At 53.5% G+C, this 25,181-nt stretch carries 20 protein-coding genes and 1 pseudogene; 8 read left to right on the forward strand and 13 right to left on the reverse strand.

Annotation, left to right across the window (positions count from 1 at the left end):
- The first annotated feature begins 5 nt into the window (after window positions 1-5).
- Window positions 6-833 carry a hypothetical protein gene (locus tag BM155_RS04035; protein ID WP_074901189.1) on the forward strand — a complete coding sequence of 276 codons (828 nt, stop codon included), beginning with the start codon at window positions 6-8 and terminating at the stop codon, window positions 831-833.
- 295 nt (window positions 834-1,128) lie between these two features.
- On the opposite strand, the gene BM155_RS04040 is transcribed toward BM155_RS04035, so the two are convergent.
- Complete coding sequence (locus tag BM155_RS04040; RefSeq protein WP_067157749.1) at window positions 1,129-2,838, reverse strand: cation:proton antiporter; 1,710 nt, start codon at window positions 2,836-2,838, stop codon at window positions 1,129-1,131.
- Between the two features lie 865 nt (window positions 2,839-3,703).
- Here BM155_RS04040 and BM155_RS04045 point away from each other — a divergent pair.
- A complete protein-coding gene (locus tag BM155_RS04045; RefSeq protein WP_074901191.1) occupies window positions 3,704-3,988 on the forward strand; it encodes a hypothetical protein in 285 nt (94 codons plus the stop codon).
- A 250-nt stretch (window positions 3,989-4,238) separates the two neighbouring features.
- Here the strand turns inward: BM155_RS04045 and BM155_RS04050 are convergent, their stop codons facing one another.
- Window positions 4,239-4,733 (reverse strand): SixA phosphatase family protein, encoded by a 495-nt coding sequence (locus tag BM155_RS04050; protein WP_067153578.1) that lies wholly within the window; start codon window positions 4,731-4,733, stop codon window positions 4,239-4,241.
- A 49-nt stretch (window positions 4,734-4,782) separates the two neighbouring features.
- Between BM155_RS04050 and BM155_RS04055 the strand changes: the two genes are divergently transcribed.
- The gene (locus BM155_RS04055; RefSeq protein WP_067153580.1) at window positions 4,783-5,157 is read left to right on the forward strand and encodes a SpoIIAA family protein; all 375 of its coding nucleotides are present in this window, start codon (window positions 4,783-4,785) and stop codon (window positions 5,155-5,157) included.
- 176 nt (window positions 5,158-5,333) lie between these two features.
- Here BM155_RS04055 and BM155_RS17665 read toward each other — a convergent pair whose 3' ends face one another.
- Window positions 5,334-5,459 carry a hypothetical protein gene (locus BM155_RS17665; RefSeq protein WP_265964811.1) on the reverse strand — a complete coding sequence of 42 codons (126 nt, stop codon included), beginning with the start codon at window positions 5,457-5,459 and terminating at the stop codon, window positions 5,334-5,336.
- 216 nt (window positions 5,460-5,675) lie between these two features.
- Here BM155_RS17665 and BM155_RS04060 point away from each other — a divergent pair, with 216 nt between their 5' ends.
- Window positions 5,676-6,260, forward strand: coding sequence for an exopolysaccharide biosynthesis protein (locus BM155_RS04060; protein WP_074901192.1), 585 nt, complete (start codon window positions 5,676-5,678; stop codon window positions 6,258-6,260).
- Window positions 6,261-6,289: 29 nt separating this feature from the next.
- Here BM155_RS04060 and BM155_RS04065 read toward each other — a convergent pair whose 3' ends face one another.
- Together BM155_RS04065 and BM155_RS04070 are read right to left on the reverse strand one after the other, a co-directional pair.
- Complete coding sequence (locus BM155_RS04065; protein WP_067153585.1) at window positions 6,290-7,348, reverse strand: LacI family DNA-binding transcriptional regulator; 1,059 nt, start codon at window positions 7,346-7,348, stop codon at window positions 6,290-6,292.
- A gap of 69 nt (window positions 7,349-7,417) precedes the next feature.
- A complete protein-coding gene (locus BM155_RS04070; RefSeq protein ID WP_067153586.1) occupies window positions 7,418-8,683 on the reverse strand; it encodes an MFS transporter in 1,266 nt (421 codons plus the stop codon).
- 400 nt (window positions 8,684-9,083) lie between these two features.
- Between BM155_RS04070 and BM155_RS04075 the strand changes: the two genes are divergently transcribed.
- Together BM155_RS04075 and pgmB are read left to right on the forward strand one after the other, a co-directional pair.
- Window positions 9,084-11,435 carry a glycoside hydrolase family 65 protein gene (locus BM155_RS04075; RefSeq protein ID WP_074901193.1) on the forward strand — a complete coding sequence of 784 codons (2,352 nt, stop codon included), beginning with the start codon at window positions 9,084-9,086 and terminating at the stop codon, window positions 11,433-11,435.
- On the forward strand, window positions 11,432-12,112 hold the full coding sequence (pgmB, locus tag BM155_RS04080; protein WP_074901195.1) for a beta-phosphoglucomutase: 681 nt from the start codon (window positions 11,432-11,434) through the stop codon (window positions 12,110-12,112). The genes BM155_RS04075 and pgmB overlap by 4 nt, the downstream gene beginning before the upstream one ends.
- Window positions 12,113-12,556: 444 nt before the next feature.
- Here the strand turns inward: pgmB and BM155_RS04085 are convergent, their stop codons facing one another.
- The 4 genes from BM155_RS04085 to BM155_RS04100 form a co-directional block, all read right to left on the reverse strand.
- Window positions 12,557-14,854 carry a TonB-dependent receptor gene (locus BM155_RS04085; protein WP_067153588.1) on the reverse strand — a complete coding sequence of 766 codons (2,298 nt, stop codon included), beginning with the start codon at window positions 14,852-14,854 and terminating at the stop codon, window positions 12,557-12,559.
- 338 nt (window positions 14,855-15,192) lie between these two features.
- A complete protein-coding gene (locus BM155_RS04090) occupies window positions 15,193-15,747 on the reverse strand; it encodes a CPBP family intramembrane glutamic endopeptidase (RefSeq protein WP_175487752.1) in 555 nt (184 codons plus the stop codon).
- A 57-nt stretch (window positions 15,748-15,804) separates the two neighbouring features.
- Window positions 15,805-16,332, reverse strand: coding sequence for a GDYXXLXY domain-containing protein (locus tag BM155_RS04095; RefSeq protein ID WP_074901200.1), 528 nt, complete (start codon window positions 16,330-16,332; stop codon window positions 15,805-15,807).
- Window positions 16,329-17,645, reverse strand: a complete 1,317-nt coding sequence (locus BM155_RS04100) for a DUF2157 domain-containing protein (protein WP_067153591.1) — start codon at window positions 17,643-17,645, stop codon at window positions 16,329-16,331. Before BM155_RS04100 ends, BM155_RS04095 begins: the two co-directional genes overlap by 4 nt.
- A gap of 245 nt (window positions 17,646-17,890) precedes the next feature.
- On the opposite strand from BM155_RS04100, the gene ahpC reads away from it, so the two are divergent.
- Together ahpC and ahpF are read left to right on the forward strand one after the other, a co-directional pair.
- Window positions 17,891-18,457 carry an alkyl hydroperoxide reductase subunit C gene (gene ahpC, locus BM155_RS04105; protein WP_074901202.1) on the forward strand — a complete coding sequence of 189 codons (567 nt, stop codon included), beginning with the start codon at window positions 17,891-17,893 and terminating at the stop codon, window positions 18,455-18,457.
- 86 nt (window positions 18,458-18,543) lie between these two features.
- The gene (ahpF, locus tag BM155_RS04110) at window positions 18,544-20,130 is read left to right on the forward strand and encodes an alkyl hydroperoxide reductase subunit F (protein ID WP_074901427.1); all 1,587 of its coding nucleotides are present in this window, start codon (window positions 18,544-18,546) and stop codon (window positions 20,128-20,130) included.
- A 524-nt stretch (window positions 20,131-20,654) separates the two neighbouring features.
- Here the strand turns inward: ahpF and BM155_RS04115 are convergent.
- From BM155_RS04115 to BM155_RS04130, 4 genes and pseudogenes are all read right to left on the reverse strand, one after another.
- Window positions 20,655-21,597 (reverse strand): annotated as a pseudogene (locus BM155_RS04115) (IS5 family transposase).
- 383 nt (window positions 21,598-21,980) lie between these two features.
- Window positions 21,981-23,699, reverse strand: coding sequence for a SulP family inorganic anion transporter (locus tag BM155_RS04120; RefSeq protein ID WP_074901204.1), 1,719 nt, complete (start codon window positions 23,697-23,699; stop codon window positions 21,981-21,983).
- Window positions 23,700-23,729: 30 nt separating this feature from the next.
- Window positions 23,730-24,152 (reverse strand): protein tyrosine phosphatase family protein, encoded by a 423-nt coding sequence (locus BM155_RS04125; RefSeq protein ID WP_074901206.1) that lies wholly within the window; start codon window positions 24,150-24,152, stop codon window positions 23,730-23,732.
- Window positions 24,153-24,262: 110 nt separating this feature from the next.
- The gene (locus BM155_RS04130; RefSeq protein WP_067153599.1) at window positions 24,263-25,141 is read right to left on the reverse strand and encodes an MBL fold metallo-hydrolase; all 879 of its coding nucleotides are present in this window, start codon (window positions 25,139-25,141) and stop codon (window positions 24,263-24,265) included.
- Between the last annotated feature and the right edge of the window lie 40 nt (window positions 25,142-25,181).

The following is a 25,181-nucleotide window of genomic DNA, read 5'->3' on the forward strand; positions in this document are numbered from 1 at the left end:
TAGCCATGCGTATCATCCCCCTGATCCTGATCCTCTGTAGCTCGGCTGCAGTGGCCGCATCCAACTTCTACGCCAACCCGCAGCTACAGAGACAGATGCCCCACGCCTTCGCACTGCAGCCAGAGGCACAGAGCTTTCTCCAACCTGCGTTCAGGCAAACACAGCAACAGGGTGATGCACTGGTCTCCGCCATACGCAAGGACCAGCAGCTCGAACAAGCCATTTTGCAATGGCCCAACCTCACGATTGAAGAACAAATCCCCCACCTTAAGCGCCTCTTCAAACTGGAAGCCGCAGTAATGGGCATAGAGCCGCCGACACTGCTGATCGACAACCATAGCTACCCTGACCGAACCGTATACTTTGATTTTGATCCGGAAGCCCCTTCAACAGGAACCGTCTATCTGAATCCAGACAAACTGGTCGAAAGGGACAAGTTCGACTCTCTGGCATTCCTGATCCACGAAACACGCCACTCCTACCAATTCCAGAGAGCCTTCTCCACCGGACCTGAGGTGGATGACCCGATCACCTCAGGCTACGCCAATGCCTTTAAGGCACAGAAGTCACTGAAGGGGTTCTCCTTCAGTGACTTTCTGACACTGTTAAATGAATACGAAGCCTTCCAGTTTGGGAACTATGTGATCGGAAGGCTGACAGGGTGGAAGGTGCAAATGCCGGATATGGGCACCTTCGCCAGCCAGTTTGACAGTGAGGGAAACCTCAAGATCGACTTAATCCAATTATCGGAAGAGGTTTCGGAGCTCAGCTTGCTCGAACGCTACAACTTGCTGGCAAAAGAACAGTACGAAATGAGGCAGAGCAAGCAATAAGCCCCATACAAATACAGTACAGGATGAAGTACACGTGAGGTTATGGAGCCCTGGTGCCAGTCCTGTAAAATTTTTCCACTTTCCCTGTGCATTATCGGCAAAGAAGCTTAAAGAGCCTCCGACTAATTCACGCCCCAATGATAAAGACACATCGGGGCCATATGAGGAAGCTCAAGTGATGGAATGAATATTTCGAAACTGGCGGATACAGGGATATACCCGTTTTTTTTCTAACCTCCGACTTTGTGCAATTTCCAAGAAATACACCCCAAAGGATAGATAGCAATACAGTTGCTTATTTCTTTTCTTCGCCCTCTTCTTCCTGCACCGGCTTATAGCCCCAATCCCTCACCCCCTGGATAACATCATCGATACTTGAAGAAGAAACTTGCAACATTTCCAAAGCTGCCGCGCCGAGTCGAAGGCTGGCTTCAATTGTTTCTGGATAAGCGTGAGCCGCTCCGGCCTCCAGTAATCTTGTACTGGACTCCAGATCTCGCGCCCTCGCAATCACCGGGACCTGCGGACAGCTGGCTCTCAAATAAGATAGAGTGCGCAAAGCCGTGCCTGGGCAATCGACAGTAATCACAACCAGTGAAGCCCGCTCCACATGGATTGCTGATAGTAATTCGGGGTCTGAAATATCACCAAAAGACACCGCGTAACCGTCAGACCTCCCTTGAGCCACTCGCTTCGGATCACAGTCAAAGGCCACAAACGGAATACCTGTTTCATGCAATAAGACAGCGATTGTGTGCCCTACCCGCCCATATCCGCCGATTACCACCTGTTTTTCCGGTACATCCGGTAGCTCAGTACTTGGAAGCTGCTTGGCTTCTGGCTTTCTTATCAACCATGATGCGATATTTTTATTAAAGCGAATGAGTATTGCGCCCGCAATCATCGCGAGCAATACCGAAGTGATGGCAATTTGCCCCAGTCGCATATCGATGACGCCGGAGTCCTGCGCAATGGCTGTGAGCGCAAGACCGAACTCACCACCCACACTCAACAGTAGGCCTGTGCGCAAACCAACATAGGGATCAACCCGAGTCCGGTGTAACAGAGCAGCAACGATCAGTATCTTGCTTACTAATATGAGCAATGCCCCTAGCACAACCCAAAGCCATATTGGGGGTATTGCCGCCGGGTCAAAACGCATACCAATCCCCACAAAAAACATACCGAGCAACACATCACGAAACGGGCGCACACTTGATTCCACCTGATGGCGGAACTCTGTTTCCCCCAACATCATACCAGCCAGAAATCCCCCAAATGCCAAAGAAAGGCCCAAGTGGTTTGTTGTCCATGCTGCGAGCAATGCCACCATGAGCACCGCCAGAGTGAATATCTCAAGTGAACCTCGTTCAGCAACAAGATGAAATAATGGACGAAGCAGCAATCTTCCCGCCAGAATCACTAAAACGAGTGCCAGTATGGCTTTTGCGAGCGCCCATCCCAAAGCACCAGCTAACAAACCGATATCTACAGTTGAAGCCAAAACCGGAATAATCACCAGAAACGGAACCGCCGTGACGTCTTGAAAAACAGACATAGCGAGACCCAAGCGCCCGTGCCGGGTATTTTCCTCAGCTTGCTCTTTCAAAAGGCTGGCAATGATCGTGGTCGAAGATTGAGCAAACACTGCACCGAATACAAACGCAGCAGAACCGGGAAATCCACCAAGCCATAAAACAAGTGCAATAATCAGTGTTGTAAGTACGACCTGCCCTGTTCCCAGACCGAGAACCTGATGTCGCAATGCGTGTATCTGCGGTAGGGAGAAATTAAGCCCAATAGTAAAAAGCAGAAAGACAACACCAAACTCGGCGATTGAATCGAACTCAGGAACGGAAAGTGTCGGCCCTAGTGTGTACGGGCCGAGAATAATACCTACTAATAGATACCCCAAGCTGGTGGGAATATGTAAACGCTGAAAAATGACTACGACGGCAATCGCCAAGGACAGAAGCAACAGGATTTGTGCAAGATGCTCCATCATAGTCTCAATAGTTCCCAAACCTGACAACAGAAATAAAACGCCAGCTAGAGTACCAACGGGAATCGACCGGAATGAGTCCTTACTATTGGCTTTCAAGAAAAACTATCGAAAGATGAGAAAACGAATTCCGCCAAATAAAAGTCTCAAGCGACAAAATATTACTGCAACTGTTTATTCAGAAACGTTCTGTTTGTTTATGCGACTTCTGTTAACTCCTGGAGATACTCGTAAAGCACTGTAGTCGATGAATAGACTTCACAGGAAGCTTTCGATGTCATCAATACCGATATAGATTACAGCGTGAGTGTTTCGTGAATATAGACGCGCTACTATCTACGAAAAAAACGCCTCTGACTCTATATTGGGAAAAAAGCGATGCGCGATACCAGTGCATCTGAACCTTAACTTCTGAGACTGCCTAAAAGCTGTGGTTGTTACTACCCACTCCAATGCGCCCGGCTTGTAATCGTCCTGAAAAACTGCAGACCCGAGAAACAGTCATGAATGGCATACCTTTCAGTGAAATACCAGAGGAAGCGGAGAATCTAAAAGGCGCTCAACAGGCGATTAGCGCTCTATCACTATTTAGTAGAACATTGAGTATATCTTCGTATGCCCCCCCTGAACCATCCGGGCGAATCGACCATTGCCAGCATCTACTTGAGACCGAAGAAAGCAGTTCATCAACATTCTCTACCTCACCGAAAATACTGCTTATCTATACATCCAGGTAAATAGTGCGAATGGAAAGCCCGCGAAAACCCCTGATCTCCCTCAACGGCGTATTCCTACCGCTCAGGATGGCAAACAGCCACAGCGGCGCTTGCTCTTCTCTGGCAAGCCCCGACAATCCATACCAACGGAATTGCTATTTCAGATACAGGACTATCTCGAACTAGTGGGCTGGAGTGACCGTTGCCTTCGTGAAGACAAGCGCGGCGCGATCGACGAGCAACTGCCGCCGATTCTCGACCGGCTGCAGATCGACCCGCGGCACTGGCTCTACCTGAACCGAAACTTTGAAAGCCACTTCAAGTCCTTGGTTGGCGCCGCACACTCAATGCGCAACGTCTGCGAGCAGCTCGGCAAACACTGTTCTCAAGGAATCCGCGACTGCGCGCGCTGTCTCTCCCCGCCGATCACTTCCTAAAATTTTGTCTTCCCTTGAAAAATTCCGTCGCAGGCTTCTGAGAAGAACTGCTGCACCTTAACAAAACTGTTTGGTGCAACTCCACACAGAAGCCTGAGCCCACCTAGCCAAATAGACCGCCTTGGCAACAGCGGACTGAATATGCAGATCCTTTCCATCAAATTTTCAATTGATGGGTGTCCAATTTTGTTGCACTTTATGATACTCCGCGCCGGTAAGAAGCGCTCCTACAGCCTGTCCAATGGATAAATTATCGGTGCAGTTTGGGATAGTCGAGAAGTTCGACTGTACCATGCGCCAAATCCAGGTCACACCAGCGGTCAATACGCAGATGCATATGCACCACGGCAGCTGTGGGAAATTTAGGCAGCTTCCAGCCTGTGAGATAGCCACCCAAATCCTGGAGGCCAGGGTTGTGCCCAACTACCATAAGGTGCAGCCATTGATCGTTCTGCCGCCGCAGCAGGCACAATAGTTCCTGCAAGCCTGCGGTGTAGAACTCAGGTTGTACGAGCACTTGATCCGGCCTTAATGCCAGCTCGCAGGCCAGCGCTTTAGCCGTTTCAAGCGCGCGTTTAGCGCCGCTGGTCACCAATTGATCCGGCGCTAGCCCGAAGTCACGCACACGCCGTGCCATGGATTGAAGGTCCCGTATCCCGCGTTTGTTGAGTGGCCGGTCGAAATCTGCCAGCCGAGGATCACTCCAGCTGGATTTCGCATGGCGAATCAGGGTTAGCGCTTTCATTGGGTGTAGCTACAAGCCGAACTTTAGGATGCAGTTCTAAGGAGGATATATGTTTGATGTCAAAAGGGTCGCGGACAATCGCCTGGATATTATTTTCAGCGGAAAACTGGACGCCGAGGAGATGAAGCGGGCGTTGAATGCGCTGGTAGAACAGTCTGATGGCATAGAAAATGGCACTATGCTGTTTGATGTTATCGAATACTACCTACCCTCACTCGGAGCTATCGGAATCGAGCTCGCGCGCCTTCCGGAAATGTTGCGCTTCATCCGCAAGTTCAATAAGGCGGCCGTGCTCACCGACCAAAATTGGATCGCCAAAATCAGCGAATTGGAGGGCGCCTTGATCCCTGGATTGCATATCAAAGCGTTTACCCGCGCACAGCGGGCGGAAGCGGAAGCCTGGCTCAATGCCACTACCGCTTAGGGCGCTCCAGCACTTACACCAGACTGCGGGGCATCGCCACCCACGCTTTGCCCCCTGCCCTATGCGCTGCGCAACGTGGCTAACATATGCCCCCAGGTGGAACGGCCACGAGGTGTGTCCCCCGCGGACCAAGGCCAGCTGTGTCCAAATCTCGCTAGACCGGTTACAAGCTTGTCTTAGCGGCTCAGTGTGCAGACTTGGTCTCCGTAGTAGTTGTCCGCGTAGTTGCACTTGACCGCCTCGGCCCGGTTGCGATTGCCGGCACCAATGGATTGGCTGACGATGTTGATCAGGGTTTTCATGTGAGCCTCCTCTTCTACTCGTTTCTCAAACGCCCGGCCAGAATAGCGGAAGGCATGCTATAGTTTAAATAAATTTTTTTGTTAACCCTGATAAACTATTGTTATTCAAAGCGCGCTGGGACCCTATGGCGGTTTGGTAGAAAGTTCAGCTAGATATACTGGAATCGCCGCTTCGGTTTGCACTGCTCGCTCACAATCGCCTACCGGCAGGCCCAGATGTCTCGAGAATTCACCAGTCTGACCCAGCTGCTGGAACACATTGAAAAAACCGCCAAGCGCCGCAAACGCGTCTCTTTGGACTTGGTGGTCCGGGCCGTTGGCAGACGCGCATTTGCGCCGCTGTTATTGCTGGCTGGGATTATTCTCTTCTCACCGCTTTCCGGAATTCCCGGCGTTCCCACACTGATGGCTATTCTGGTACTGCTCGTTACCGTGCAGTTGCTATTGGGGCGGCGACGCTTTTGGCTGCCGCACTGGTTACTGAACCGGTCAATGTCGAAAGAAAAACTGTTAAAAACACTGGACTGGCTGCATAAACCAGCCTATTGGAGCGACCTCTGGTTGCGGCCGCGACTGATGTTCCTGGTACACCGCTCGGGCACCTATGTCATAGCGGTGATCTGCACCGTGATTGCATTGGGGCTGCCGGTAATGGAAATAGTGCCCTTCTCCGCGACTTTTGCCGGTATGGCACTGGCCGCCTTTGGACTGGCGCTGGTGGCCCACGACGGCGTGCTTGCTGTTCTGGCGTTCACCTTTACCGCACTGGTTTTCGCACTGATCGCCGGAGCGCTGCTTTAACTGCCGGAGAATCAGCCAGACCTGGCCCCCTACAACGCATCCGTAGGGGGCTGGTAGCCCGGACCAGCACCGCAGGAAGCTCGGACCACCAGCTCAGTGGGCAGGACCTCCGAATCCGCCTGTTTCCCGGATACCAGGCGCATTATCCGGTCTACCAGCAGTTCACCACCCCGGTGGATATTTTGTCGCACAGTGGTCAGCGGCGGAGTGTAGAAAGGGGCTATGGGAATATCGTCAAAGCCAACGACGGCAACATCTCGGGGTACTTGATAACCACAGTCTTGCAACGCCTTGATCGCCCCCATGGCGATATTGTCACTGGCGGCAAAGATGGCATCGAAACCGGCAGGCCCGCTTTTGATCAAATCCGTCACGCTCTGGTAGCCGGCTTCAATGGAAAAAGCGGAGCCTACCTGCCAGGCGCTCGCTTGCAGACCAGAACCATCCAGAGCGGCCAGATAGCCCTGGTAACGCGCTTCGATCTCGGGGTGGGCGATGTCGCCGAGAAAGACGATTTTCCTGCGCCCCAGGCCGATCAGGTGCTCAGTGGCCTGACGGCCACCCATTTTATTGTCGCTGCTGACGATGCAGTAATCCGCCCCAGCCCTGTGCATCCCTCCCCACACTACCAGCGGATCGCCGAGCCGCTGCAATTCACGCAGCGGGGTGTCATCGACCCCCTGGCCGATCACGATAACACCATCCGCACGACGGGCACCCAACAGGTAAGAGTGCCAGTCGGCACTGGTGACGACACTGCTGGCAAACAGCAGATCGTATTTATACCTTGCCAGCTCATCGGCGATAGCCCCGATCATATCGATCATAAAAGGATCGGAAAAAGACTGGCCACCAGTTTTGCCGGTATTGATAACCACTGAAACGGTATGGCTGCGCTGCAGGCGCAAATTGCGCGCGCTTTCATTGACCTTGTAATTCACCGAGCGAGCAATGCTTTGAATGCGCTCACGGGTCTTTTCGTTGATCAGCGGACTGTTATTCAGCGCGCGAGACACGGTGGATTCAGACACCCCGGCCAAACGCGCAATATCAGACATGGATACAGGAGCAGAGCTATCCTTGCGCATGGCGCCATTACCTAGAAAAACAAAGAAGGCGCCATCTTAGGCGCGCTTCAGGGGTTTGTAAAACCGCGTTCACTGGGAAGAGGAGAGCGCAGCTTCGGGGTAATCTGGCCGGCCCACGCGTTCCACCGCACGGCGGAAAAAGAACAGGCTCAATAGGATGACGCCAATTGGTACCAGTGACAGATAGAAGGCGAAACGACCGTCAAACGCCTCGAAGACTGTGCCGGTAATCAATGAGCCAGTAGTACCGCCCAGTGCGGAAAAAATCACCAATAAACCGGTCATCGCCGAGTGCTGGTGCTTTGGCAGCGAACTCAGCATCACGGAGTTAATCGCCGGGTAGATGGGGGCCATAAAGAGGCCAATCAACGGCAGAATAAAGGCCGCCACCGGTGCGTTCAGCCAATTGATCTCTGCCTTTGGCACTATCCCCTCCGCCAGCGGCAGAGTCAGCAGAATCAAAACCGCCATCGCCACCAGGCACCCATTTAATACGGGGTACCAATGCACGCGCCGCATCATCGCGCCCGCCCCCAGCCGACCGATCGCCAAACCGGCGGCAAAAATACTCGTGGCCTGCACACTCATGGCGGGAGGGAGTTTTAGGATTTCGTTATTGAAAGTAGGCAGCCAGGTGCCTATGCCCTGCTCTATCAACACGTAAAAAAAGGCTGAAATAATATAAATACACACCAGCGGCCTGGCCACCAGGCGCAGCATGGCAAAAAACTCCCGCATGGGGCTTTCACCTTCGATACGCGTACCGGTTTCATCTAGTGCTGTCGTCCACAGCAACACAAAGGTGAGCGCGCAAATGGCAGCCAGCACCCAGTATACGTTCAACCACGCGGTAGACTCAGGGTCGGAGGAGTCGATAAATGCACTGAACAACCAGTAACCCCCAAGTACACCCACCATAAACACCCCCTCCAGTGTGTTTACCATGGATGCGTGTGTCTTGCGGTCCCGTGCCAATAAGCCGATAGAGGAATAGACCGCGACCTTTACCAACGCAAAGGCAACACCCACAGAAAAAAAGAGCAACTTTGCAGTCCAGAAAGCGGGAACCAAAGGCATACAGAGGCTGGCCGCGGTGACAATCGCCAACCCGACCAACATGGCGTTTTTAAAACCAAAGCGAGGTAACTGGGAGGCCACCAGGAAAGATACTATGCCGATGGGAATGTCCTTAAACCCCTCCAGCACACTGGCAGCGGATTTACTGACACCATAAGTATTGATCACCTGCAAAATTACAGTGCCGACACTGTTCAACAAAATCGCGAACACCAGATAAATAGCGAACAGGGACAAAAGTACGCGTGGGTTCTTCATAGCGGCTTCTTCATCATTGCTGCGGCCGGGACTTCGCCGGCCCGTTATTGTACATTTTTCACCCACACCGCGAATGGCTAAGGCTGCGGCTGGCACAGCGATTGGGCGACTGTCCTGCGATACTACTGCAATCGTTTGCAGACAAACAACCGAAGAGTGAACCCAAAACCCGTCTCCAATTCACCACTCCGTTACCTGATTTTCTATAAAACCCTTATAAAACAATAGGTTATCTATAAATTTAGGCAATTTGATGCCGATTACCCGCCCCTCAAAGCGTCTCATCCAACGTATTGCAATCGATTGCATTTAGACCTGGACAGACGATAAACTGAGAGTAAGGCAATACCCATGCCTAAGGGGAAGCCCCCAATTCTGAGATCCGACAAGCGATGGTGCTATGCAGCAACAACAACCAAAACTTCAGGTGCATCCCTGGGAACTGGTGGAGCCCGAATTCCAGCCGCAGGACTACAACCTAAACGCCACCCTGTTTGCCCTGGGCAATGGCTTTATCGGTCTGCGCGGCGCTTTCGAGGAAGGCTATGAGCCGGAACCCTTTGCCGACGGCTGTTACCTCAACGGAGTCTATGCCAGTGAGCCTATCACCTATGGTGAGAGTGCCTATGGCTATGCCAAGAACAACCAGCGCATGCTCAGCGTGCCCAATGGCAAAGCGCTGCAAATATGGCTGGATGGGGAACGCTTTTCCCTGGCGGAGGGAACACTACTCGACTACGAACGACGCCTAGATATGGCTTCCGGCCTGCTGCACAGAAAACTCCGCTGGCGCTCTCCCCAGGGCAAGACACTGGAGCTGCACAGCCGCCGATTGGTGTCGCTCACTGAAAAGCATCTTTACGCGCTGGATTTCCGCCTTATACCGCTGGATTTCGACGCCGAAGTGCGGCTTGTCTCATCGGTGGACGCAGGGCTCGCGCAAGCGGAAAAAAGCGATGATCCACGCTTGGCCTCCCCCATCGATAGCTCAGATATCCAGTTGCAGAAAACACTGGCTGAAGGCGATTCCCTGGCGCTCATACAAAAGGTCCACAGCAGCGGCTTCACCCTAGGCACTGGGGCACTGCACCGGGTGGAATGCGCTTCCGACTGTACACGGCGCTATTTTGTCGATGACTGCCGCGTGTCAGTGGAATACCGCCTGGCTGCCCAACGCGGAAAGCCGATACAGCTAACCAAATACGTTGCACATTTCGCGAGCCGGGATGAAAGCGCAATCAGCACCACTCAGCTGAGCGACTATTTAGAGCGGTGCAGCGGCAAGCATTTCGAAGATTACGCCGCGCTACAACGCCGCGCGCTGGATGAATTCTGGGCCGGCAGCGATTTGGAGCTGCGCGGAAACGACACCCTGCAGCAGGGTATGCGCTTCAACCTCTTCCACCTGTTCCAGTCTCTGGGACGGGGCGGCCGCACCAATATCGCCGCCAAGGGACTATCTGGAGACGGTTACGAAGGCCACTATTTCTGGGATACGGAAATCTACATCCTGCCATTTTTCCTCTACACCCAACCGCAGCTGGCACGGGGATTGCTGGAATATCGCCACTCTATTCTCGACGCCGCCCGGTCCCGGGCTCGCGAACTGGCTGTCAAGAAAGGCGCACTTTTCCCCTGGCGCACCATCGGCGGTGAAGAGTGCTCGGCCTACTATCCAGCGGGCACCGCGCAATTTCACATCAATGCGGATATCGCCTACGCAGTGCGACAATACTGCAGCGTCACTGGCGACACGGATTTCCTGCGAGACAAGGGCGCGGAAATTGTGATTGAGGGCGCGCGCCTGTGGCTGGAAATCGGCCACTACAATCCGCGCCGCAACAACCAATTCTGCATCAATGAAGTCACCGGCCCGGATGAATACACGGCACTGGTGGACAATAATTTCTACACAAACCTGATGGCGCGCGCGCACCTGTACTACGCCTGTGAAGTCTATGAATGGCTGCAAGCCCAGGCACCACAAGCCGCCGCCGCGCTCGCGCAGCGCATCGGGTTGGACGCCGACGAACCCGCGGCCTGGCGCCGCGCGGCGGATGCCATGTACCTGCCGCAGGACGAGACCCTAGGCATCTACCCCCAGGACGACAGTTTTCTGGGCAAGCCGGAATGGGACTTTGAAAATACACCCGCAGATCACTATCCGCTGTTGCTGAACTATCACCCTCTGGTGATCTACCGCCACCAGGTATGCAAGCAGGCAGATGTAATTCTGGGACTCTTTCTACAGAGCCCGGAATTCACCGTGGAGCAAAAGCGCCGTAATTTCGATTATTACGAACCGAGAACCACCCACGACTCCACCCTATCCGCCTGCATCCACAGCATTATTGCCAATGAAGTGGGCTATCACGAAAAGGCGCTCAGCTACTTTCAACAAGTAGCCCGTATGGATCTGGACAACCTCCACAATAATACCCAGCACGGCATACACACTGCCTGCATGGGCGGCACCTGGCTGTGCCTAGTGCAAGGATTCGCCGGAATGCGGCTGCACGGCGACACCTTACATTTCAATCCAACAATTCCCGACGGGCTGCAAGGCTACCGCTTCCGCCTGCAATTCCGGGAAAGCATTCTGGAGCTGGATGCGGATAGGGAATCAACCCGTTATACCCTGGTCAGCGGTGCGCCGCTGACACTACGCCACGCCGGGGAATCCCTGCTCTTGTCCCAACCCGGGCAGTCGCTTACCGCCCAACAGGCAAATGTGCAGGAGGCACTGGTATGAGCTTCCACGCGGCTATATTCGACCTGGACGGCGTGATCGCCGATACCGCCCGACTGCATCTGCAAGCATGGCGTCAATTGGCTAAAGAGCTGCAACTGCCCTGGAACGACGCCATGGAAGAAGGCCTCAAAGGCCTTGAGCGCATGGCTTCACTGGAAGTGATCCTGGGCCACCGCAGCCCGGATTTTACCGACGGGGAAAAAGTGGCCCTGGCCTCGCGTAAAAACGACTGCTACAGGGCGCTGATCGAGACACTCTCGCCGGCCGATCTTCTGCCCGGTGCCGGGGAACTGCTGCACTGGCTCCGCAGCCGCCATATCCCCATCGGCCTTGCGTCCGCGAGCAAAAATGCACCGGCGGTACTCAATGCCCTGGAAATCGCGGATTGTTTTACTTATATCGCGGACCCAAGCGCGGCAGCCCCCAAACCGGCACCGGATATTTTCCTCGCCGCCGCCACAGGGCTCGCGGCGGAGCCGGCCGTCTGTCTGGCCTTCGAGGACGCGGCCGCGGGCGTGGACGCCATTCAGGCCGCGGGCATGACTGCGGTCGGAGTCGGCGACCGGAACGCCCTACAAAGCGCAGACCACCTTCTCAACAGCCTGGTTGAATTCGAGCCTGAACGCTTTTTTTCAGCGCACAACACACCGAGCCCAATCTCCGCTTCTATCGCCTAAGGAGCCTCCGGTTAATTCGCTCCTGACGATAACGAGACGTCTACTCACAATGAGAAGATCGGTTGATGGGGTGGCTATTTTGAAGCCGCCGGATACAGGGAGCTATCCGTCGAAACTACAGGGAAATCATCGTGTGTTTTCGAAATAGCATCCCGTTGCCGGAGCGCCCCGCAACCAACGATAGCGCTCAAGCGAATTAATCAGAGATTCCCTAAAGCAGCCAGTCCGGAGGCAATGCCCGCCTCCGGCTTCCCCCTCTGGGGATGAAAATCTGCCACATACCCCGCCCCGGCGCCTGAAGTTTCAACTTATCGATAATCCGCACCAAGGAACCGCTGTTTCATTTGCGCAAGCGCATCCCATGTGCTCAAAACAAAAAAAGCCGCATGGTGGGGTTCCATGCGGCAAGCGATGATGAGAGCACTAGTGCTGCCAATAAAACGTTTAGAAGTCGTAAGCGACGCTCAACTTGATATTGCGCGGCAAAATGTAGCGCACGTTGGCTGCGAGCGGGTCGCGAGGATCACCTTCGGTCGCACCTTCTTCGTCAGTAAGGTTGTTCACCGCCAACTGAACATTGAGGTCATTGATGTAAAAGACCGTGCCCAAATCCACTTTGGTGTAGGCAGGCAGGGTTGTGAGATTACTGCTATCACTATAGCGTTCGCCAACCCGGCTGACCGCCCCGTAAAGGGATACCTCCACCCCGTTGCTCAAGGTCCAGTCATAGTTCTGAGTCAGGCGTACCTGGTGTTCGGGCTGGCGCTGTACTTGGTTGCCCTGAAACTCGCCACTGGTGATTTCCGCGTCCTGGAAGGTGGCATTCAGCCCCAGAGTGAAATCGCCCCAATACAGTTTGCCGTCCAGCTCCAGGCCCGTGGCTTCGGTTTCCAGCCGGGTGCAAACATCACTGCCGACAACACAGTCGGGCATCCCCTGGGTCTCGTTGTAGAACAAGGTCGCGAACAGGGAATAGTTGTCGTCCTGCAACTTGTAACCCAGCTCGGCCTGGTCCACATCAATCACCAAATCGGAACCAGCGCGGAAGCTATCGCCAAACTCGCGGTAGTTATCGAAGTCGGCAAATTTGAATCCGGAATTGATTCGGAAGAAGCTGCCCATATTGTCGGCGAACGCCCAGTCCACCGCAGCGGTATAAGCTGTACCATCTTCGTCTGCTTTGTAGGTGGTGAAGACCCCGTCGAGCGCGCCATCATCCACCGAATAATTGGTTTCGCGGTTTGCGGAACGCACCCCTAGGTCGAATGTGAAGTCTCCAAGGTAAAACTCACCGGCGAGGTAAAGCGCGTTTTCACGGGCGTCACCGCTCGCATCTACATCGTAACTCCAGCCGCAGGTTGCCACCCCGGCCGCATTACAGGCGATCTCCCCAACACCGCCAACACTGGCAATCTGTTCACCGTCATGCCCCAGGACATAGTATTTCTGGTTGCCGATGGACCACCACTCATTGACCTCCCAACTGGAAGTGTAATAGCCCGCAGTGATTTTGAACGTATCCCATTGTTTGGCAATGCTGAGGTCGTTGGTCACGGCCTCGATGTCCTTGCGTACAACCCAGGCACCGAACTGCTGCACCAAGGTATCTCCACTGACGGTAGCGCCGGAGACAGTGGTTGCAGAAGTGATGGCGTCGCCATTCAGATCCGTCAGGCTATCCAGGCGCACGGGGCTGCCATCGGGTACAAAACCGAGAGTATCCGCATTGCCAGAAGTCAGAGAGAAACGCTCATTGAGCGTCCAGCCGTCTCCAAGATCCAGCTCTAAGTATGCGCCGCCGATACTACCATCCCAGCCACGGCCTTCGCCCATATCGAAACTCTGCCACGCTGTGCTGGAGCCGCCATTGCCATCCGCCTGGCTGACGGGCACCAGTACTCGGCGGTTACTGGGGCCTACTTGGGTGTAATCCGCCGGGAGCGTGGAGGCCCCAGGCAGATACCAGGTTCCGTGATCGTCAGTATCCCGCAGATAGAAACCGGCCTTACCGTTATCCAGCTCGGCAGTCAGGTGTACTGTAAGCTGATGCCCTTCTTCTGCACTGAAGTCGGCGTCGCGAACCCCCGGAGAGGAGCTAACATAACCGCCAATCATGTAGTAGACATCATCGCTCAGCTTGCCGGTCAGCAGTGCATCCGCCCGCTGCAGATCGTAGTCGGAGGTGGAATACTTCAGCCGTCCTTCTGTCTGCTCGGTGCCCTCTTTCAGGATAAAGTTCGTGGTCAACCCAGGCTGACCATTGGAGTAGACTGGGTTGGGGCCACCGCGCAAACCCTCTACCCGCTGAATGGTCTCATCGATGCGAAAAAGCGAGGAGTTTTCCAGGAAGGACAATGTCGGGGCGGGATAAACCGGCAATCCATTCAAAGATACGGTTACAAAAGGTGCGTCGCTGCCGCCGGGAAAGCCACGCACGTCGATGTTGGCGCCCGAAACACCGCCAGAGCTCTCTACCCAAAGCCCGGGAATCGACTTCATCAAATCCGCGGTGCTGGTCGGGGAGACTTTTGCGATTTCATCGTCATTCAAGGTGGTAATGGAGAAGCTGGCATCCAGCTTGCGAATGCTGGCGCCACCGGGCGTTCCAGTGGTCACCACCTCTTCAATCACCATAGTGTCCGAAGTGGGTTCCTGGCTTAGCTGCTGAGCCACCAGGCCCCCGCTGAACCCCAGGGAAATTACAGCCAGGGATACCGCCTGGGCCAAAGGATTCTTATTCATCTACTCTTCCCTCTCGTCCTCGCTTTTATGCAAGTTATTGTTCGCGGTGTCATTTTTCCGACAACAGGTCGTTTTATACTGCGACCGCATGCAAACGATTGCATGCACCAAGAATGGGCTTTCTTAAGGTCGTACACCACCCCTGCACTATAATTCGGCATTGCAATCGATTGCAATAGAAAGGAGAAAAATTTTAGAATACTTTGGTTATTAAAATCATATTTTTATTACAAATGGGAATTAAAAACCGTAAATGTGGGGTGTTTTGGAAGCGTTATAGGGAATGTTATTGAAAGGGCATGTTCGATACCTGTGCGAGTTGAAGTTGAACATGCGCTTCAGCGCGCCTCTGCTAACCGCAGCAGATGCGGAAAGCGGAGCATAACCGTGAGAACAAACAGGTCGTAGGCGGCATGCCACACCGCGACACAGAGCAGGCTCTCCGTCATCCGGTAGCAGACCCCAAAGGCGATGCCCACTAGAAACGTAGCGGCAAAATAGATAAAGGAGGCGTAGTGGAGTAAGGCAAATACCAGCGACGCCACCAGTAAACCAGCCGCAGGTGAGCTGAGGTGGGATAACCAAGACTGCAAAAAGCCGCGGAACAAGACCTCCTCGCAAATACCGGCGGCAAGAGAAATCACAACAATCTGCACGGCGGAACAAGCGGCCATAAAGTGGCGCAGGTCAGCGCAATGCCTGCGTAATACGCCCCCAATATGCGAATTGGAGCGAATCAGCCAGAGCACAAGCAGAAAGCTGAGTGTGGCGAAAATAAGGCCCGTTAGAGTGTCCCCGTAAACCGATTCTCTCCGCCAATACACTTGAACGCCAGAGACGAAAACACCCACCAACCCCACCACTAGAGCCACCAGTTCCAGCAGCAGAATCAATCTGAAAATATCGCGGGGGTAAATTCCGGTGCCGCTCATCGCCCCACCAGTAACTGTCTATTTCGCGGGATTGGCCGAAACATGCTTAAGCCGCGCCCGACCGCTCTTTGACACCATCACTTCAGCAATCCCCCCTTTGCGCAAATCCGTTTCCAGCCCCAGAGCCTTTTCCTTAGGCGCGAAATAGGCCTCGATGCCATAGCGGACTCTGTAGCTACTGATTGCACCCCGGAACCCGCTACCCGCAATCCTGCCACGCAGAAATCTGCCCTGCTGTGGTTTTTTCAGACTGACACCGGCAAACCGGTAGATACCACGCCGGTCAGCCGTAAGTGCAACATAAATCACCTCCCCTTCGCGCAGCCTTTTCCCCGCTGGAAAGAGTGCGATATCCAAGTGAGAAATTTCGTACTCCAGGCGCGCGTAGTTACCGCGAAACAGTGAACGCGGGTCCACCGGTATCGCCTCCAGACGGATTGCCTCTCCAGTCCACAGTGGCATTTGCGCACTCAGATACATGCCAATCAAAGTCAGAAACTGAAAGCCAATGGCGGCGGCGAGACCGAGCAGGATTTTCCGCTTCATAGCAACCTCTCCCTCGATTGCTGATATTTCCAATACTTGGCGGCGCCAAGAAGCAGTGCGGCAAACACAATAAACATCACCGCCCCACCCACATAATCACCGATCAAGTCAAAATAACGCAGCAGCGCGGTGACCAAAATAGACAACACACCGAGGAAGAAATAATGGGAGATACCGCTGTGGATACCGCGTACAACCAGCCAGATACCTGTCGCGATCAGGCAGAAATTTGCTGCAACCTGATAGTACACCGCGTGAGTCTGGTCTCGGGACAACAGCACTGCAGAAACGGCAAGTAGAAGAGCCACCAACAGTGCGGCAACCGAAGATGTACGCCCTGCTTTCTCCGCCAGCCACAAAGCCCCGCCGCCCAGTAATGCGGTTACCCCCCACATAGACGGCAGATGCTTCCAGTCCGCATCCAGCAAGTCTTTCCACGGGCCGGAAAAGCTCAATACCAACAACAGCAACAGTGCAAAGCGTAAGCTCCAAACAGAAATGATTGCGGCGTAGTCGCGGGCTGCCGAGGATGGCAGGCTGGCAAGCCGCTGAGCCGTGGCGAACAGCAAGATAAACAAGGCCACTGCCACTACCAGGTGCTCGGCGTGGAAATCGAATAAGAAAAACTGATCATCTTCCCGCCACAGCACGGCCAGCGAATACTCCAGCCAAAGACCACTACTGACGAGCACCGCCAACAGCAGCAATACGCTCCGAGGCCCTTTCCACAATACATACACTGAACTGAGCACGAATAGCGGGAACAGGCCCGGGTAATAACCGAGACTGATCTCTATAAAGAACCAGATCAACGCAAGCGTGTTGGCCTGCAGCGCCAGCCAGGGACTCTTTGTCATCACAGCGAACGGCAGACACCCCAGTGCCCACCAAAAGACCCCATCCGGCATATGCTCGCCAAGATGATAGATCTGTGCAATTAGAATAATCGACGCGCCATAGAAGAAGTTACCAAGCAGAAACAATCCGACTCCGGCGTTATGCTTTCCGCTGAGACAGTGGCGCAACGCGATTACCTGAGTAGATACCGTCAGCAGGATCAAGCCCCACATGCGCAGCGCCCTCGGGATCTCATCCCAATTGGCACCGAGTAAAGTGATCATTGCCAAGCCGATAAAGAGATATCCCAATCCCACCAACACTCTGTAACCCAGGGAACGGCTCCCATCTTGATGGAGGTCTACGCCATAGCGATCGCAGATCCGTGCCGCCTGAGCCTCACTGATCAAGCCTTCTTCGACCCACGCTTTGGCCTCACGCGCCAAGTCGTTTTTCAACAAACGAATCAATCTCATAGGCTCCCCGGGGTTACTGCTGGCACCGGACCAGATCCGGACCATTGGTCACTACCGGAGTATCTGCAATGAGAGCAGACACTGCAATCCTGATATCAAGAAGGAATCAACTATGGAGGGATCTCGCTTAATCAACTGAAGCTATCAGAGCCATTTAAATAGATTATTTTTATCAACTGCCATTAACCCATAGTATTAATCGCGTCCAAGCAATTTAACGCAAACGAGCGAACAAGGAGCTATCTATGTCCCGCTACATTGAATCTGAACTGAAGCCCTTTACTGCCAAAGCCTACCAAGGTGGCGACTTCATCGACGTCAGCGATGCCGACGTAAAAGGAAAGTGGGCAGTGTTCTTCTTCTATCCCGCCGATTTCACCTTCGTCTGCCCCACCGAGCTGGGCGATCTGGCGGACAACTATGAAGAATTCAAGAAGCTGGGCGTCGAGATCTACTCAGTATCCACCGACACCCACTTTACCCACAAGGCGTGGCACGACACTTCCGACACCATCGGCAAAATCCAGTTCCCGATGATCGGCGATCCCACCGGCACCATCACCCGCAACTTCGGTGTGATGATTGAAGAAGAAGGCATCGCCGACCGCGGCACCTTCGTTATCGATCCGGAAGGCAAGATTCAGATCGTAGAGATCACCGCCGGTGGAATCGGCCGCGACGCCCAGGAGCTGCTGCGCAAAATCAAAGCCGCTCAGTACATCGCCGCCCACCCGGGAGAAGTATGCCCGGCCAAATGGAAAGAAGGTGACGAAACTCTGGCGCCGTCTCTGGACCTGGTCGGCAAGATTTAACCCCCCCTCAACCGGGACTGCCATCCCATTTGCCCACCTCCGGGTGGGCCTTTTTTGACCGAACCCACAATGAACAGGACACACCGATGTTGGACGCCAATCTGAAACAGCAACTGGACACCTACCTGCGCAATATCATCGAGCCAATCGAACTGCGTGTGTCCGGTGACAACACACCTAAATCCAAAGAGCTCGAGACCCTGGCCGATGAAATCGCCAGTCTCTCTGACAAAATAGAAACCCGGCAAGGCAACGGCAAACGCACACCGAGCATGGCTATCGCCCGTAAAGGCGAAGAAGCCCGTGTAAGCTTCGCTGGTATTCCCCTGGGACACGAATTCACCTCTCTGGTGCTCGCCCTGCTGCAAACGGGCGGCCACCCAGCCAAGGCCGACCCGGAATTGCTGGAGCAAATCCGCAATTTGGAGGGCGAATACCACTTCGAAACCTATATTTCATTGTCGTGCCAAAACTGCCCGGACGTGGTGCAGGCCCTCAACCTGATGGCGACACTGAACCCGAATATCACCCATGAAATGATCGACGGTGCACTCTTCCAGGAGGAAGTTGAACAGCACAATATTATGGCCGTACCCTCCGTTTACCTGAATGGCGAACACTTCGCCCAGGGTCGTATGACTCTGCAGGAAATTGTCGCTAAGCTCGATACCAATGCGGCCAAACGCGAAGCCGAAACACTGAATGAAAAAGCGCCTTACGACTTATTAGTTGTAGGTGGTGGCCCGGCGGGAGCCGCAGCGGCTATCTACGCGGCACGCAAAGGCATCCGCACCGGACTGGTCGCGGAACGCTTCGGCGGACAGGTCATGGATACCGTAGGTATTGAAAACTTTATCTCTGTTCCCTACACCGAAGGCCCCAAACTCGCCGCCAGTCTGGAGCAGCATGTCAAAGAATACGGCGTGGATATTATTACCGGTCAACGTGCAGCGAATTTGAGCCGCAATCAACTACTTGACCTTGAACTACAGAGCGGTGCCACCCTGCAAAGCCGTGCGATAGTGCTCGCCACTGGCGCCCGCTGGAGACAACTGGGCGTTCCCGGTGAAGAGGAATACAAAACCCGTGGCGTCGCTTACTGCCCTCACTGCGATGGCCCCTTCTTCAAAGGTAAACACGTGGCGGTGATCGGCGGCGGCAACTCCGGCATAGAAGCGGCAATTGATCTCGCCGGTATTGTCAAACATGTTACCGTGCTGGAATTCGCCGACACCTTACGCGCCGACGAAGTACTGGTACGCAAGGCCGAATCCATGGATAACATCGACATCATCACCAATGCACAAACCACCGAAATACTCGGTGACGGCAGCAAGGTGAACGGCCTCCGCTACACCGATCGGGTCAGTGGTGAAAGCAAGCAGCTGGAACTGGCTGGTGTCTTCGTGCAAATCGGCCTGGTCCCCAACACGGAATGGCTGCAGGATTCGGAGGTGGAACGCAACCGTCTGGGGGAAATCGTGATCAACGAACGCGGTGCCACCAGCCTGCCCGGTGTCTACGCCGCAGGCGACGCAACCACAGTGCCCTACAAACAGATTATTATCTCCATGGGCGCTGGCGCTACCGCCGCCCTGGGCGCCTTTGATTATCTGATCCGTACTTCCGCGGAAACGGAAACAAATGAGGTACCGGCAGCGGCTTACGGCTAATAGTCTGAAAAGGGGAAAAATAGCGGCCGAGCATATTTCGGTCGCTTTTTTATACAGTCCCAAATCGGCTGAAAAATGCGAGGTAAAGCTCCCCCTGTCGATGCCCAAGATACCCTCCCTGTACTGACCTGCATGTCTCTCTGAACGATTTACTACACGTTTGTATGTATTGTCCTAATGTCTGACTACTGACCCGAGCCATCTGCTCATAGACAATTTAAACGTCAAAAAAGTAGTCGCACTTCTCATTTTTAAGGTGCTGTTCCAATCGCCCCCCACAAATGTACGACAATATCCGCTGTAACGCCCCTTCCGTACGCACCCGGGTTCTCTTAATACCACTCTCTCAAAATGAATCATGAGGCCCATGGTCAACGCACCTAAGGAAGGTCTGAATAACCCCTCCATTTCATAGTGTTCATGAAATTTTTTACGTTGAAGCTAAATTTTTTTAGATTCCTTCCCAAAACTGATCATTTTATTGCCTGAAATCCGCTTTCAAGCGGATTTCAGGCACACTGGCCCTAGGCCAGCAGATATTTTTGACAGCGAAGTAAGTTCGCCAACCCCGATAACACATAAAGGCGATTGGTGTTTTTCGCCAAACCGAGATAGCGAATCTTGCTGTAACCAAACATGCGTTTGATATAAAAGAAAGCATGCTCTACTTTGTCCCGAACACTGGCCTTTATCTTCTCTGCTTTTTTGTATGTGAACAACCAAGCTTTTTACGTGAGCCTGGGCGCATACCAATAAACCATTCCAGGTTCCGTTTTTTAAGCTCTTTAGCTTCTTTGCGCCACCATAGCCTGCGTCGGCCCAAACTCGTTGTTCATCGCCGTGCAATAACTTGTGTGCCACATTCAGGTCGTGTTCGTTCTCTGGTGTTGTTTCTACACTGTGTATCAGCCCCAGAGACTCATCTACGCCAATGTGCATTTTCATGCCGAAATGCCACTCCTTGCCTTTCCTAGTCTGATGCATTTCTGGATCTAGAGCACCTTTCTTATTCTTGGTTGAGCTGGGAGAAGAAATGATAGTGGCATCTACAATACTGCCTTCGCGTAGTATCAAGCCGTGCTGATCAAGATGTTTGTTGATTTTTTGGAACAGCTTCTTGCCCAGATTGTGTTTCTCCAACAAGTGCCGAAAATTTAGGATTGTTGTTTCATCCGGGATTTTGTCCAAGCGGACACCGGCGAATCGGCGCATGGACTCGATTTCGTACAGGGCATCCTCCATTGCCAGATCGCTCAGGTTATAAACCAGCTGCATAATGTGAATACGCAACATCATAGACAGTGGATAGGGAGGGCGACCTATTCCCCCACGGGCATAGTGCTTGGCTATAGGTGTCTCCAACTGTTTCCAAGGCAATAGCTTATCCAGATGTTCGAGAAAGAGTTCCCGTCGTGTCTTCCGCTTTTTGGTTGTGTATTCTGCTTCGGCAAAAGTCAGTTGGCTCATAGATTTACCTAAGGAGCCTCTGATTAATTCATTTCCTGGTGGCAGAGGTTCTTCGGGGGCGGATGTGAAGCTCAGGTGATAGGACGGACATTTCGAAACCGTCGGATACAGGGATGTATCCGACGGAGCTACAGGGAAGTACTCGCGCGTTTTCGAAATATCCGTCCTATTGCCTGAGCGTCCCGGAACCTACTTATTGTGTTCACGCGAATTAATCAGAGGTTCCTTAGAATAATAAGGAGCTAATGCAGCATTTAACGAGCAATAAGTAATCTCTGGATAATTCGCTTCCTGACGTTAAGCCATTTTGAATTCAAAGAAGAATCTCACCCCGCTACAAATTCATTGCACACTCATCAAGGCTTGCCTTTCGAGCTCATGGGCTAAACCAAATTGGCCCGGACCTGAGAAAATGCCTGAAACTGTGTCAGAAAAACTTTTCCGGACAGATGTTTCAGGAATCCGCTTTTCTGTAGACTGTCCATCACGGGGCCTTTTACCTCGGACAAATGCAGTTGCATCCCCTGCTCTGCCAGCCGTTCATTAACCGCTTCCAACACTTCCAGTGCACTCCAGTCTATCTCGTTGATAGCACTGCACATCAATATCACATGCTTCACTTGCGTATTGGCCGCCAAGTCTGCGTAGATACGGTCTTCCAGGTAACTTGCGTTGGAAAACATCAGACTTTCGTCAACGCGAATGGTCAGTATCTCCGGCACAGTCAGTACCTTGTGCCGTTTAATATTGCGAAAGTGCTCAGTGCCTTCCACCAGCCCAACCTCGGCAATATGGGGGCGGGAAGTGCGGTAAAGGAAGAGGAGTATGGAAGCTGCCACACCACAGGATACACCGACTTCAACACCAAACAGCAACGTTATTGCTATGGTAACCAATACCGCAAAAAAATCGCTGCGAGAAAAGTGCCAAGTCTTTTTCAGGATCGTAAAATCCACCAGCGACACTACCGCAACGATAATAGTGGCCGCAAGGGTGGCCTTGGGAAGATAGTAGAGAAAAGGCGTCAGAAATACTGATGCCAAGGCAATGCCAAAAGCGGTAAAGACACTTGCCATTTGCGTCTCCGCCCCCGCATCAAAGTTAACCACGGAGCGGGAAAAGCCTCCGGTGACAGGGAAAGCTCCGGAAATACCGGAGCCGACGTTTGCCGCCCCGAGAGCGATCAGTTCCCGGTTTACATCGATCTTCTGCCGGCGCTTGGCGGCGAGTGTCTTCCCAACCGACACAGATTCCACATAGCCAATAATGGAGATCATTATCGCCGGTGTTATCAGTGCCTCAAACAGTTCTCGGGAAAATACGGGAATCTGTAACCCTGGCAGACCGGGAGGAATCTCTCCTACCAGGGCCACCTGCTTGCCTTCAAAATCAAACAGCGCAGCAACGGCTATACTGGCCAACACCCCCACCACCGGTGCGGCTTTAGCCAGTAGGTCGGCGGTATGTGCACGCAACGATAACCCTTTGAGAAACCGGACCGCCCCAGCCCGCGACCAAAGTAGGAACAGTATGACCGCACCACCAGTAGCCAGTGTATAAGGATTGATGCTGTCCAGTTTTTCCGCTATCGAAAGTAGCAACTGGGGGAGATTGTCACCGCGCCCCCCAACACCGAGGATGGTTCCCAATTGACTTAGCGCAATCAAAATGCCAGAGGCAGTGATAAACCCGGAAATCACTGGATGGGAGAGGAAGTTGGCAAGAAACCCTAGTCTCAGCAACCCGAGAAGAACAAGAAACAGACCTGATAAAGACGCCAATAGCGCGGCGGCAAGCAAATACTCAGTAGTCCCCTGCAGCGCCACTTCACTGAGCGCCGAAGCGCTCATCAATGATGCCACCGCAACCGGTCCCACCGATAAAGTCCGGCTGGTACCAAACACCGCGTAGGCCAGCAGCGGCACTATGCTCGCGTAGAGCCCGACCTGTGCCGGTACCCCCGCCAGCAGCGCATAAGCCAGCGACTGGGGAATCAACATAATGGTCACGACAATCGCGGCCATCAAATCGCGGCTGAATGTGCGAGCGTTGTAGTTTGCCAGCCAGTCCAGGGCAGGCAGACAGGTCGACAATGCACGCATGGCGTTTTCCTTTATTAGTGGATATCTGGTTTATTCAGTATCAAAAGCAACCAGCACATCACGGATTTCGAATCCCGCCGCGCGGGCGCTTGCAAGCAGAGACTTATCCTCCGCCCCCTTGAGCCGGCAGGCAACTGCCCAAAGGTTGCAGGAGCGGTTTCCGGTACGGCAAAAGGCATGAATCCTCTTGCCGGACGCCAGCAATTCAGAGAATTCTCGACAGTGCTGTAACGTCATCTGCCCGCGAGCAAAAGGAATGGCAATAAATTCCATGCCGTTCTCGCGAGCGGCTTTTTCCAACTCTGCAAATGTCGGCTGATCCTCACTCTCATTTTCCTGCCGATTGCACACAACCAGCTCTACACCTGCCAGCGCTAAACGGGCTACAGCATCACAGTCCAACTGCTCGGAAACACTGACCTGCTCATCCAAATATTTGATCTCTGTCGTCACTTCAACGCTCTCCGTAGTGGCTCAATTTGTGGGTGGGAAAAGGGGAACGGGCCTGTATGAGTACGCTAAAAGCCATTTCACCTGCCCACCCAATGTTCACCAAGTGCTCGTTAGAGTGTGTTGATCGGCACTTTCAGATAGGTGGTGCCGTTATCTTCCGGGGGCGGCATTTGTCCGGCGCGAATGTTTACCTGAATAGAAGGAATGATCAGGCGCGGCATCGGCAGGGTTGCATCGCGTTTGTTTCGCATGGCGACAAACTCCTCCTCGCTGATCCCTTCATGCAGGTGAATGTTATTGCGCTTCTGTTCGCCCACGGTGGTTTCGCAACGATACTCACGCCCGCCTTCGGGCGGGTAGTCGTGGCACATAAACATGCGCGTATCTTCCGGCAGTGCCAGCAGTTTCTGTGCCGAACGGTACAAGGTGGTGGCATCGCCTCCGGGGAAATCGCAGCGGGCACTACCCACATCAGGCATAAACAGAGTGTCTCCCACGAATAAAGCGTCGCCGATCAACCAGGCCATATCCGCCGGTGTATGGCCGGGAACATAGATGACCCTCCCCTGCAACTCGCCGACGGTAAAGGTTTCACCGTCGTGAAACAGGTGGTCAAACTGGCTGCCGTCCACCAAAAATTCCCGCTCCAGGTTAAACAAGTCGCGGAAGATGGTTTGCACTTTTCGGATTTGATCGCCAATGGCGATCTTGCCGCCCACTTGTTCCCGGATATACGGCGCTGCGGACAAATGGTCAGCGTGCGCGTGGGTTTCCAGTATCCACTCCACGGTGAGCTTTTCTGCGCGCACAAATTGAATGATCTCTTCCGCACCGGTGGTGCTGGTGCGCCCGGAGGCCTGATCGAAATTGAGCACCGTATCCACCACCGCGGCACTACCGCCCGGGTGGTCGTACACAACATAGCTCCAGGTTTCTGTATCGCGGTCAAAAAACGGGCGCACTTGGGTGATAGGTTTGGTCGCAGACATAACATGTCCTCCCTATTAGCAACACAAACAATATATTTGC

Source organism: Microbulbifer thermotolerans (assembly GCF_900112305.1).
Classification (GTDB): Bacteria; Pseudomonadota; Gammaproteobacteria; order Pseudomonadales; family Cellvibrionaceae; genus Microbulbifer; species Microbulbifer thermotolerans.